This window comes from Streptomyces sp. NPDC017936, assembly GCF_044328485.1.
GTDB lineage: Bacteria > Actinomycetota > Actinomycetes > Streptomycetales > Streptomycetaceae > Streptomyces.
Genome location: NZ_JBIRHK010000029.1, coordinates 16,730 through 27,887, shown reverse-complemented (window position 1 = coordinate 27,887; position 11,158 = coordinate 16,730). Strand labels below are relative to the sequence as shown.

Genomic DNA, 11,158 nt, shown 5'->3' with positions numbered 1-11,158 from the left:
GCTGTAGGGCGGCTCGAACGCGGCTCGACCGGTGCCGCACACGATGGCCCTCACGCAACCCCGTCGTTCCTTCCTCACGCATCGGAGACACCGTGACCACGCCGACCGAGACACAGCCGTACTCCTCCGCCGGGTTCGGCTCCCTGTACGCGGAGATCCAGCAGTTCTACGCCCGCCACATGCAGCTCCTAGACGGGGGAGCCGCCGACGAGTGGGCGGCCGACTTCACCGAGGACGCGTCGTTCTCGGTGCCGACCCTGTCGGCACCGGTGGTGGGCCGGGACGCCCTGGCGGCCGCGGTGCGGCGCACCGCGGAGTCCCTCGCCTCCTCCGGTGAGCAGCACCGCCACTGGCCCGGCGTCTTCGACGTCCGGCCGCAGCGGGACGGCTCCGTGGTGGTCCACTCGTACACCACCGTGTACGCCTCGTCGCGCGGCGGGGAGTCCCGTGTGCACCGCGTCTGCACCTGCACGGACCTCCTGGTCCGCGAGGGCGGCCGGCTGCTCGTGCGGTCCCGCGAGGTCACCCGCGACGACCTGCGCTGACCGCCGGGCCCCGGCGCGCTCCCTCCCCCGGTGTCTCCCGGCCCCCGATCGGGGCTCCTGTGCGCTTCGAGCCGGGTTCGAGGGGGCTCGCGAAGCTTGGGAGACAGCACACAACGGCATGCCCCGACCAGCAGGAGAGGACCCATGACCAGGGGGACAGTAGGCGGTGAGGGCCGATGAGCCGTCGCGTCGTCATCACCGGCATCGGGGTCGTGGCCCCGGGGGCGGTGGGCGTCGAGGCGTTCTGGGAGCAGCTCACCGCGGGCCGTACGGCCACCCGGACGATCAGTCTCTTCGACGCCTCCGCGTTCCGCTCCCGGATCGCCGCCGAGGTGGACTTCGACGCGGCCCGGCACGGCTTCGGCCCCGCCGAGGCCGAACGCCTCGACCGCGCCACCCAGTTCGCCCTCGTCAGTGCCCGCGAGGCCGTCGCCGACGCCGGCCTCGACGGTGGCATCGATCCGTCGCGCACCGGCGTGGCGCTCGGCAGCGCGGTCGGCTGTACGACGGGTCTGGACACCCAGTACAACGTCGTGAGCGAGGGCGGCTCCGACTGGTACGTCGACCACACCCGCGCGGTCGACCACCTCTTCGACTACTTCGTGCCCAGCTCCATGGCCGCCGAGGTCGCCTGGAGCACCGGTGCGCAGGGCCCCGTGGCGCTGATCTCCACGGGCTGCACCTCCGGTCTCGACTCCCTCGGCCATGCCGTCGAGCTGATCCGGGAGGGCAGCGCGGACGTGATGGTCGCCGGCGCGACCGAGGCACCGATCTCTCCGATCACCGTGGCCTGCTTCGACGCCATCAAGGCCACCTCGCCGCGCAACGACGACCCGGCCACCGCGTCCCGGCCGTTCGACCGCAGCCGCAACGGCTTCGTGCTCGGGGAGGGCAGCGCCGTACTCGTCCTGGAGAGCCTCGAACACGCCCGCCGCCGCGACGCCCATGTCTACGCCGAGGTCTCGGGGTTCGCCAGTCGCTGCAACGCGTACCACATGACGGGGCTGCGGCCCGACGGCATCGAGATGGCGGAGGCGATTCGCGCCGCTCTCGACGAGGCGCGCCTGGACCCGACGGCCGTCGACTACGTCAACGCGCACGGCTCCGGCACCAAGCAGAACGACCGGCACGAGACCGCCGCCTTCAAGCGCAGTCTCAAAGACCACGCCTACCGGGTCCCGGTGAGTTCCATCAAGTCGATGATCGGGCACTCGCTCGGTGCCATCGGCTCCCTGGAAGTGGCCGCGAGCGCGCTGGCCATCGAGCACGACACGGTGCCTCCGACGGCCAATCTGCACGACCGGGACCCGGCCTGCGACCTCGACTACACCCCGATCACCGCCCGTGAACAGCGCACCGACACCGTCCTGAGCGTGGGCAGCGGATTCGGCGGCTTCCAGAGCGCCATGGTGCTGACGGCACCCGGACGCAGGGAGGCGGCATGAGCGCCGAGGCCTCGCAGGCGGTGATCACCGGCATCGGTGTCGCCGCGCCCAACGGGCTGTCCGTCAAGGCCTGGTGGGACGCCGTGCTGAGGGGGGAGAGCGGGATCCGCAGACTCAGCCGGTTCGACCCCGCCCGCTATCCGGCACGGCTCGCCGGCGAGATCCGTGACTTCGTGGACGCCGACCACATTCCGGGCCGGCTGCTGCCCCAGACCGACCGGGTGACCCGGCTCTCCCTCGCCGTGGCCCGGGAGGCAGTCGAGGACGCGGGCGTCGATCTGGAGCGACTGCCCCGGTACGCGGCCGGTGTCAGCACCGCGAGCTCGGCGGGCGGGTTCGAGTTCGGGCAGCGGGAGCTGCAGGCCCTGTGGAGCAAGGGCGGGCAGTACGTCAGCGCGTACCAGTCGTTCGCCTGGTTCTACGCCGTCAACACCGGGCAGATCTCGATCGGCCACGACCTGCGCGGCCCCAGCGGCGTGCTGGTCACCGAGCAGGCCGGAGGACTGGACGCGGTCGCCCAGGCCCGCCGCCTGCTGCGCCGGGGCAGCGAGCTGATGGTCACCGGAGGCGTCGACTCCGCACTGTGCCCCTGGGGCTGGACCGCCCATCTGGCGGGCGGCCGGCTGTCCACCGGCGACGACCCGGCGCGTGCCTACCTGCCGTTCTCGGCGGACGCCGACGGGGAGGTCGTCGGCGAGGGAGGCGCCCTGCTGGTGCTGGAGCGGGCCGCCGCGGCCCGCGCCCGCGGCGCCCGCGCATACGGCGTCTTCGCCGGGTACGCGGCCACCTTCGACCCGCCGCCCGGGCGGGGCGGCACCCCGCAGCTCGCGCGGGCGGCCGAACTCGCCCTGACCGACGCCGGGATGACCCCGGACCAGGTGGACGTCGTGTTCGCCGACGCCGCGGGCGACCGCGCCGCGGACCGCGCCGAGGCCGATGCCCTGACCCGGGTGTTCGGCGCCCGTGGGGTGCCGGTCACCGCGCCGAAGACCATGACCGGGCGGCTCTCGGCCGGCGGCGCCTCCCTGGACCTGGCGGCCGCCCTGCTGGCACTGCGCGACCAGGTCGTACCGCCCACCGTGAACGTCACCGAACCCGCCGACGACTGTCCCGTCGACCTGGTCACCGGCGGCCCCCGGCCGCTGCCGCTGCGCGCCGCCCTCGTGCTGGCCAGGGGCTGCGGCGGATTCAACGCCGCGGCCGTCGTGCGGGCCGTGCCCTGACCGCCCCCGCCGGCCGTCCACAGCCATCGAGACCCAGAGAGGGATCACCCCATGTCCCAGCAGATGCACCTGGAAGACCTCACCGCCGTGCTGCGCGAGTGCGCGGGCGAGAGCGAGAGCGCCGGTCCGTCCACGCCCGCCCTCGACGTCTCCTTCGCCGACCTCGGCTACGACTCGGTCGCCGTCCTGGAGACCACGGCGCGCATCGAGCGCGATCACGGCGTCGTCCTCGACGAGGAGGCCGTGTTCGAGGCGGAGACCCTGGGGCAGTACCTCGCCCTGGTCAACGAGGCGCTCGCCGACGGCACCCGTGCGGCCTGAGCCGCCCGTCGACCACTGGGGAGCCGAACCGTGACCACGCACCACTCCACAGCCCCGGCCCTGACCGGCCGCACCGCGCTGGTGACCGGCGCCACCCGGGGCGTGGGCTTCGCCATCGCCCGCAAACTGTGCGCCTGCGGCGCCGACGTCCTGCTCGACTACGCCGAGGACGAGGCGAACGCCGCGCGGGCCGTCGGGGCGCTGGCCGGCCTGCCGGGCCGGGCCGCCGCCGTCCGGGCCGATGTCACCGTCGACTTCGACGCGCTGTGCGACGAGGCCGGGCGGCGCTTCGGCCATCTCGACATCTTCGTCCACAACACCTCCTACTTCCGGCCCGCGCCGACCCTGGCCACCACGCCGGAGCAGGTGGACCGCTCCCTGGCCGTGGCGCTGCGCCCCCTGCTCACCGGGGCCTCCCGGCTGGCCGGGCTGATGGCGGGACGCCCGGGCAGGATCGTCGCCGTCTCCAGCACCGGTGCCCACCGGGTCGTGCCCCGGTACGCCGGGGCGGGTGTGGCCAAGGCCGCGCTGGAGTCCCTCGTGCGGTATCTCGCGGTGGAGCTGGCCGGACGCGGCATCGCCGTCAACGCGGTCGCCGCGGCCAAGGTCGACAAGGGGGACGGGACCGTTCCGGCCGAGGTCGCCAAGACGATCACCGAGCGCACGCCCGGGGGCCGGCTCACCCGCCCCGAGGACGTCGCCGACGCCGTCAGCCTGCTGTGCACGGACGAGGCGGGCTGGTTGCAGGGCCAGGTCGTGACGGTCGACGGCGGCCTGGGTCTGGTGGCGGGCTGAGCGATGGACAAGACCACCGGCACCACATCCTCCGGCACGCCCGCCTCCGACGAGGAGCTGCACGCCGACGTCTGCGTCGTCGGCGGCGGGCCCGCGGGGCTCGCCCTCACCCTGATGCTGCTGCGCTCGGGGGTGCGGGTCACCCTCCTGGAGAAGTCGGCACGGTTCGACCGCGCCTTCCGCGGCGAGATCCTCCAGCCCGGGGGCCAGCGCATCCTCGACGACCTGGGCGTCCTCGCCGCGGCGCGCGCCGCCGGAGCGTGCGAACTGAACGGCTTCCAGCTCGTCGACCGTGACCGCGTCCTGCTCGACATCGACTACCGGCGGCTGCCCGCCCCGTACCGCCATCTGCTGGCGATGCCCCAGCGCCATCTGCTCGACGCGCTCCTGGAGCGGTGCCGGGCACTGCCCGGCTTCCGCTTCCTGGACGGACACCGGATCGGCGCCCTGGTGGAGGAGGACGGTCGGATCACCGGCGCCGTCGCCCATGGCCCGGGCAGCCGGCGCACCGTGCGCGCCCGGATCGTCGTGGGGGCCGACGGCCGGTTCTCCAAGACCCGCGCGCTGGCGGGGATCGGCGCGGGCCGGATGGAGGCGTTCGGGCACGACGTGCTGTGGTTCAAGGTGCGCGCGCCCGGCCGGCAGACCGGGTACGTCCGCATCCACCGCACCGCGGGCAACCCCGTCCTGGTGCACGACTCCCACCCCGACCAGCTGCAGATCGGCTGGACCCTGCCGCACCGGAGCTGGCCGGAACTCGCCGCCCGGGGCGTCGACGAGGTCCGGCGTGAACTGACCGCGGCCGTGCCGCAGTTCGCGGACCTCATCGAGGAATCCGTGAGCGGCCTGTCCGACCTCAGCCTGCTCGACGTGTACGCTGGGAAGGCCGACGCCTGGACGCGTGACGGACTCGTGCTGATCGGCGACAGCGCCCACACGCACAGCCCCCTGGGCGCCCAGGGCATCAACCTCGCCCTTCAGGACGCGGCCGTGCTCCATCCGGTGCTGGTGGCGGCGCTGCGGGACGGGCGTGTGCACCAAGCGCGCTTCGCCCCGTACCTCGACGCCCGGATGCCCGCCGTGGACGCCGTCATGCGGATGCAGCAGATGCAGGCCAAAGGCATGTTCGGGACCGGCGGGCCGATGGCCGACCGGCTGCGCTCGGGTGTCGCCCGGCTGATCCGGCACAGCCCGCTCGGCAGGAAGATCACCCACCGGGTGGCCTACGGGCATCCGGTGGTGGAGGTCCGTACCGATCTGTTCACCACCGGCCCGACCGCCCGTGCCGAGCGTACGGGCGGTCCGAAGGGATGACCCATGCGTATCGTCGACCTCTCCTCGCCCGTGGACGCCACGGCCTGGGAACCCGACCCCGTCGTCCACGAGATCCTCACGCCGGCCGAGGGGGCCCGGCACATGAGCGAGGAGATGAAGGCCCACTTCGGCATCGACTTCGACCCGTCGGTGCTGCCGGGGGGCGAACTGCTGTCGCTGGACACGTTCACGCTCACCAGTCACACCGGCACCCATGTGGACGCGCCGTCCCACTACGGCTCGACGGCCGCGTACGGCACGCCGCGCCACATCCACGAGATGCCGCTGGACTGGTTCCACCGCCCGGCGATCCGGCTCGACCTGCGCGACCAGCCGGTGGGCGCCGTGGGAGCCGGGGTCCTGGAGCGGGAGATCGCCCGGATCGGCCGCGCCCCCCGGCCGTACGACATCGTCCTGCTGAACACCGGCGCCTCCGTGCACCTGGGCACCGAGAAGTACTTCACCGACTTCACCGGACTCGACGGCGAGGCCACCGACTTCCTGCTCGACCTGGGGGTCAGGGTCATCGGCACCGATGCCTTCAGTCTCGACGCGCCCTTCGGCGACATGATCCGCCGGTACCGGGAGACCGGTGACCGCTCCGTCCTGTGGCCCGCGCACTTCGCCGGCCGCCGACGCGAGTACTGTCAGATCGAGCGCCTGAACAACCTCGATGCCCTGCCCGGCGACTTCGGCTACACCGTCTCCTGCCTGCCGGTGAAGCTGGTCGGGTCCGGGGCGGGCTGGGCCCGCGCGGTGGCCCTGGTGGACGACTGACCGCGAGGCCGCGGACGTACCGCACCGGGCCCGGGCGCGCAGCCCGGGCCCGGTGCCGTCGTGCACGGCGGGTCAGCCCACGCTCAGGCCGCCGTCGACGCGCAGCACCGCACCGGTCAGATAGCCGGCCTCGGGGCGGGTCACCTGGGTGATCCACCAGGCGATCTCCTCCGGCCGGGCGGGGCGGCCCAGCGGGACGCGGGAGAAGTCGTCGCGCCGTTCGGGCGGCTGGTCGGACCTGGCCCGGGCGAGACCCGGCGTCAGCGTCGGCCCCGGAGCCACCGAGACCACCCTGATCCCGCGCGGCGCCAGCTCCACGGCCCAGGTGAGGGTGAGGAAGTCCAGGCCGACCTTCGTACTGCCGTAGACCGAGTTGGCGGGCCAGCCGCGCGTCGGCGGGTTGGAGCTGATGTTGACCACCGTCGCGCCGGCCGGCATGTGCGGCACCGCGCTCTGGGTCAGGAACAGCGGGCCCAGCAGATTGGTGGCGACCTGCCGCTCGGCGTGCTCCCGGTCGATCTCCCCGAGCCGGGCCCGCCACGGGACGGCGGCGTTGTTGACCAGGACGTCGATCCCGCCGGTGGCGTCCAGCGCCGCCGCCACGATCCGCTGGGGAGCGTCGCGGTCGGCGAGGTCGGCGACGAACGCCCGGATGCGCGGCTGCCCCTCGGCGGTCTCCTCCAGACGCCCGGCGGTCCGCCCCACGACCAGCACGTGTGCGCCCTGGGCGGCGTACGCACGGGCGGTGGCCCGGCCGATGCCGGAACCACCGCCGGTGACGACGACGCTCAGGGCGTGGTCCGTCGTCCGTGCCACGGTCACGCCCCGGACGGGACGATGGACGGCCGCGGGTTGGGCAGGATGAACCGTCCGCCGTCCGCCAGGAACGGCCCCTCCTTGGCGAGGATCTCCTCGCCGTAGTTCCAGGCCAGCAGCAGGTAGTAGTCGATGGCCTGGGTCTTCGCGTACTCGGGGCTGCGGACCGGGATGTGCGTGCCGGGCAGCACCAGGCCCTGCTTGAACTCGGTGGTGTCGCAGCAGAATTCCAGGTCGTCCGCGGTGAGCCCGCAGACGTTCAGCAGGGTGTTGCCCTTCGCGGGCGCCCCGTACCCGGCGATCCGCTTGCCCTCGGCCCGCAGCGAGCGGACCATCGAGGTCAGTTCGGCGGTGATCTCCGCGACGTGCCCGGCGAACCGCTCGTAGGTGGCGTCCTCGTACAGGCCGCGCTCCTTCTCCAGCGCGATCAGCTCCTCCACGACGGGCGCCGTCGCCCGGGTGCCCTCGTCCAGCCCGACGAAGACCAGGATGGATCCGCCGTGCACCGCGAGGCGTTCGACGTCCACCACACGCAGCCCGTGCCGCCGGAAGAGGGCGACCAGGGAACCGACGCCGATGTAGGACAGGTGCTCGTGGTAGATGGTGTCGAACTCGTTGCGCTCCAGCATGTCCACCAGGTACGGCACCTCGATGGCGAACAGGCTGTCCGGGCCCAGCAGATCGCGGACGCCCTCGGCGACCGCGGACACGTCGTCGATGTGCGCGAAGACATGCCGGCCGAGGATCAGCTGGGGCGTACCGTGGGTCTTCTTCACCAGGGCGGCGGTGTCGACCGAGAAGAACTCCGGCAGTGTCTCGATGCCCCGCTCGTTGGCGACCGCGGCGATGTTGCGGGCCGGGTCGATGCCGAGGGTGCGCATCCCGGCGTTCTGGAACGCCTTGAGCTGGGAGCCGGTGTTGCTGCCGATCTCCAGGACGAAGCTGCCCTCGGGGATGCCGAAGCGCTCGACGCACACCGCGACGACATGCCCCATGTGCTTCTTGATGGTCTCCGAGTCGGAGGTGGTGTAGGGGTACGTGCGGTACAGGACCTCGGGGTCCACGACGTGGGTCAGGCTCATCAGCCGGCAGGAGCGGCAGGAGATGACGGCCAGCGGATAGCGCGGTTCGTCGTCGTAGGACGCGGCGGGTTCGAGGAAGCTGTCCGCCAGGGGGACGGGGCCGAAGTCCACGACCTCCTGCCAGTCCTGCGCTCCGCACATCCGGCAGGTGGTCACTGCCCGCGCGGTACCAGAGATGTCCATGTGGTCGACCTTTCTCTTCGTGGTTCGGGTCACAGGGGGAGGCGCCGCGCGGTGGCGGCGATCCGCTCCACCAGGCGCGCCTGCTGGGCGAGGTCGTGGGCCGGGCCGGTGACGTCCCGGCCGCGGACGGCGGCGGCGAACCGCCGAAAGAGCGTGGTGAACTGCTGGTCGGGCACCAGTCGGCGTTCCTCCACCCGTCCGTCGCGCTCCAGCGTGAGCGTCGGCGCGAGGTCGTCCGGGGCGCTGTAGGCACGGTTCAGGCTGATCCGTCCCGCCGAGCCCCACAGGGTGTAGCCGCAGCGGTAGGAGTGGACGAAGCCGAAGCCCAGGTGGGCGCTGATCCCGGTCGGCCCGGTCAGCAGCGCCGCGCCGGCGACGTCCACCCCGCGGCCGGGGTCCTCGCGCAGCGAGGCGCCGGTCACCTCCAGCTCGTCGCCCAGGAACAGCCGGGCCGCCCGGATCGGGTACACGCCGGCGTCCAGCAGCGCGCCGCCGCCGAGGTCCGGCTGGTAGCGGATGTCGGTGTCCGGCAGCGGGGGGAAGGCGAACTCGGCCGTCAGCGACCGCAGTTCCCCGATGGCGCCCTCGGCCAGCAGGGAACGGGCCGTCTGCTGCTGGGTGTGGTGGACGAAACCGAAGTTCTCCATCACGACCAGGCCGCGCTCGCGGGCCGCACGGGTCAGGCGGTCGGCCTCTGCGGCCGTGACCGCCGCCGGCTTTTCCACCAGGACGTGCAGTCCGGCTTCGAGCGCCCGGCCGGTCCAGGGGGCGTGCAGCGCGGCGGGCAGCGGTATGTATACCGCGTCGAGATCGTCCCGGGCGAGCAGTTCCTCGTATCCGGCGACCGGTTCGCCGCCGAATTCACCGGCGAAGAGCTTCGCCCTGGCGGGGTCCCGGCTGGCGACCGCGGTGAGGGTGATCTCCGTGAGGCGGGCGAGCGAGGGCAGGGCGCGGCGCCGGGCGAAGCCGGCACAGCCCAGCAGGCCCAGGCGGAGCGGGGCACGGTCCTCGGGCACGGCGCTCACCAGACGGACTGCAGACAGGCGATGAGGCTGCGGGCCTGGATGTTGCAGTAGTTGCTGTGCTGGAGCAGGGTGACCAGCTGCGCCACCGTCATCCAGCGGTAGTCGTCGGGCACGACGGGGTCCTCGTCCGTCTCGACCACCAGATAGCGGCTCAGCGCCCGGTAGAAACGGCCGCCCTCCTCGGACTGCACGGCGTCGTAGAGGATCTGCTCCGGCCGGGCCGCGAGCACCTGGTCCAGGAACCTGGGCCGCTGCTCGGGGGGCAGATGGGCGTGGTCGTCGGGGACGCACTGGACAGTCGGGGCCAGCTCGATGAGGTCGACGTAACCCGGTTCCGGGTGGGCGCGCGCCAGGACGTGGAGGACGCCGTCGATCCGCTTGGCCAGGAACGCCACCACCTCGGTGCCGCGCGGGCTGAGCAGCGGCTGGGTCCATCCCTTGACCTCGCGGTTGCCGGCCTCCACGGACACGGCGACGATCGCGAAGTGCCGTCCACTGGTGTGGCGTATCTCGTCCGTGTCGCGCACCCAGCCGTCCACGGCGGTCAGCGGGACGAGCTGCGCGGCGACCTCGCTGCGCGCCCTGAGCCCGTTGAACCAGCGCAGCAGCTCCGGCAGGGTGTGCGCGGCGGGGGCCTGCGGGGACAGGGAGGCGGCCAGGGCGGCCACGGCTGCCCCGCGGGAACCGTCGGCCGCGGCTCCCCCGCCGGAACCGTCCGGCGGGGCGACGGGGAGGCAGGCCAGGACCGTCCGGGTGTCCATGTTGACCAGGTCCGGGACACCGAGCAGCCGACGGACCTGACCGAGGGTCAGCCAGCGGTAGTCCTCATGCTCGGGCACGTCGCCGACGGCCTCGACGACGAGATTGCGGTTGCGCTTGCGGAAGAACCAGGAACCGTGCTCGGACTGGAGCACGTCGACCAGCGGCCGACCCTTGCCGGGGTCCGTGAAGTACTCCAGGTACCGCACGGCACTGCCCTCGTGCACGCCGGTGTAGTTGCTGCGGGTGGCCTGCACCGTGGGCGACAGCTGGAGCCCCTCGGCGTTGCCGGGCTCGGCCTTCGCCTGCATCAGGCAGTGCAGGACACCGTCGAACTCCTTGACCAGGATGCCGAGGAACCCCACTTCCGGCTGGTACATGATCGGCTGGGACCAGGAGACGGGATCCGGCCCCTCGGAGCGTGCCCGCAGCCCTTCGACGGTGAAGAAGCGGCCGCTGTCGTGCGCCAGGTTCCCGGTGACCGGGTGGAAGCCCCAGCGCTGGAGCTCGGCGAAGGGGATGCGTCTCACCTCCATCCGGATCGCCTTGCGGCGCTCCTCGAACCAGGTGTGGAAATCATCCAGGGACAGCAGTCCGCTGTCGGCCGCCGCCGATTCGGCGATGCGCCTCAGATCCGGCGCGTCGAGGCTGTCCGGGGGGACCGCTGGATGCTTTCTGCTCATGATCGCTTGACTCATGGATGTCTCTTTCATCGCAGGCATGGGCAGCGCGCTCCGAGCCACCGTCGGCACCCGGGCTGGAGCCGCGCTCGAGGCCCGGTCGGTCCGGCCCGGGCGGACGGCGGTTCCGTCAGGGCTCGAGCCGCCTTCGATCCGGGCGGCCGAGCGTGGTCGCCGTGGAGTTCCGAAGCCT

The 11,158-nt window shown here is 72.8% G+C and carries 11 protein-coding genes; 7 read left to right on the top strand and 4 right to left on the bottom strand.

The features are described from left to right. Nucleotides 1–92 precede the first annotated feature (92 nt). The 7 genes from ACH4F6_RS38340 to ACH4F6_RS38310 all read left to right on the top strand — a co-directional run bounded on the left by ACH4F6_RS38340 (nt 93) and on the right by ACH4F6_RS38310 (nt 6,420). On the top strand, nt 93–545 hold the full coding sequence (locus tag ACH4F6_RS38340; protein WP_397965199.1) for a nuclear transport factor 2 family protein: 453 nt from the start codon (nt 93–95) through the stop codon (nt 543–545). A gap of 176 nt (nt 546–721) precedes the next feature. Further along, a complete protein-coding gene (locus ACH4F6_RS38335) occupies nt 722–1,990 on the top strand; it encodes a beta-ketoacyl-[acyl-carrier-protein] synthase family protein (RefSeq protein WP_397965198.1) in 1,269 nt (422 codons plus the stop codon). Beyond that, nucleotides 1,987–3,213 (top strand): ketosynthase chain-length factor, encoded by a 1,227-nt coding sequence (locus ACH4F6_RS38330; protein WP_397965196.1) that lies wholly within the window; start codon nt 1,987–1,989, stop codon nt 3,211–3,213. Before ACH4F6_RS38335 ends, ACH4F6_RS38330 begins: the two co-directional genes overlap by 4 nt. A gap of 51 nt (nt 3,214–3,264) precedes the next feature. Then, nucleotides 3,265–3,534: an acyl carrier protein gene (locus tag ACH4F6_RS38325; protein WP_397965195.1), complete on the top strand. Its 270-nt coding sequence runs from the start codon at nt 3,265–3,267 to the stop codon at nt 3,532–3,534. A 30-nt stretch (nt 3,535–3,564) separates the two neighbouring features. Further along, a complete protein-coding gene (locus tag ACH4F6_RS38320) occupies nt 3,565–4,329 on the top strand; it encodes an SDR family oxidoreductase (protein ID WP_397965194.1) in 765 nt (254 codons plus the stop codon). Between the two features lie 3 nt (nt 4,330–4,332). After that, nucleotides 4,333–5,643: an FAD-dependent monooxygenase gene (locus ACH4F6_RS38315; RefSeq protein ID WP_397965192.1), complete on the top strand. Its 1,311-nt coding sequence runs from the start codon at nt 4,333–4,335 to the stop codon at nt 5,641–5,643. Nucleotides 5,644–5,646: 3 nt separating this feature from the next. Continuing rightward, nucleotides 5,647–6,420 carry a cyclase family protein gene (locus ACH4F6_RS38310; protein WP_397965191.1) on the top strand — a complete coding sequence of 258 codons (774 nt, stop codon included), beginning with the start codon at nt 5,647–5,649 and terminating at the stop codon, nt 6,418–6,420. Nucleotides 6,421–6,492: 72 nt separating this feature from the next. Here ACH4F6_RS38310 and ACH4F6_RS38305 read toward each other — a convergent pair whose 3' ends face one another. From ACH4F6_RS38305 to ACH4F6_RS38290, 4 genes are read right to left on the bottom strand one after another with little or no spacing between them, the layout of a single operon-like run. Further along, on the bottom strand, nt 6,493–7,242 hold the full coding sequence (locus ACH4F6_RS38305) for an SDR family NAD(P)-dependent oxidoreductase (protein ID WP_397965189.1): 750 nt from the start codon (nt 7,240–7,242) through the stop codon (nt 6,493–6,495). Next, nucleotides 7,239–8,501, bottom strand: coding sequence for a class I SAM-dependent methyltransferase (locus ACH4F6_RS38300; RefSeq protein WP_397965188.1), 1,263 nt, complete (start codon nt 8,499–8,501; stop codon nt 7,239–7,241). The genes ACH4F6_RS38305 and ACH4F6_RS38300 overlap by 4 nt, the downstream gene beginning before the upstream one ends. 29 nt (nt 8,502–8,530) lie before the next feature. Beyond that, nucleotides 8,531–9,526: a Gfo/Idh/MocA family protein gene (locus tag ACH4F6_RS38295; protein ID WP_397965186.1), complete on the bottom strand. Its 996-nt coding sequence runs from the start codon at nt 9,524–9,526 to the stop codon at nt 8,531–8,533. Continuing rightward, nucleotides 9,523–10,983: an NDP-hexose 2,3-dehydratase family protein gene (locus ACH4F6_RS38290; protein ID WP_397965185.1), complete on the bottom strand. Its 1,461-nt coding sequence runs from the start codon at nt 10,981–10,983 to the stop codon at nt 9,523–9,525. The genes ACH4F6_RS38295 and ACH4F6_RS38290 overlap by 4 nt, the downstream gene beginning before the upstream one ends. Nucleotides 10,984–11,158 lie beyond the last annotated feature (175 nt).

Coding starts and splice junctions, on each gene's coding strand:
- ACH4F6_RS38335 (WP_397965198.1), top strand. CDS start 722: ATGAGCCGTCGCGTCGTCATCACCGGCATCGGGGTCGTGGCCCCGGGG.
- ACH4F6_RS38330 (WP_397965196.1), top strand. CDS start 1,987: ATGAGCGCCGAGGCCTCGCAGGCGGTGATCACCGGCATCGGTGTCGCC.
- ACH4F6_RS38325 (WP_397965195.1), top strand. CDS start 3,265: ATGTCCCAGCAGATGCACCTGGAAGACCTCACCGCCGTGCTGCGCGAG.
- ACH4F6_RS38315 (WP_397965192.1), top strand. CDS start 4,333: ATGGACAAGACCACCGGCACCACATCCTCCGGCACGCCCGCCTCCGAC.
- ACH4F6_RS38310 (WP_397965191.1), top strand. CDS start 5,647: ATGCGTATCGTCGACCTCTCCTCGCCCGTGGACGCCACGGCCTGGGAA.
- ACH4F6_RS38300 (WP_397965188.1), bottom strand. CDS start 8,501: ATGGACATCTCTGGTACCGCGCGGGCAGTGACCACCTGCCGGATGTGC.
- ACH4F6_RS38290 (WP_397965185.1), bottom strand. CDS start 10,983: ATGAGTCAAGCGATCATGAGCAGAAAGCATCCAGCGGTCCCCCCGGAC.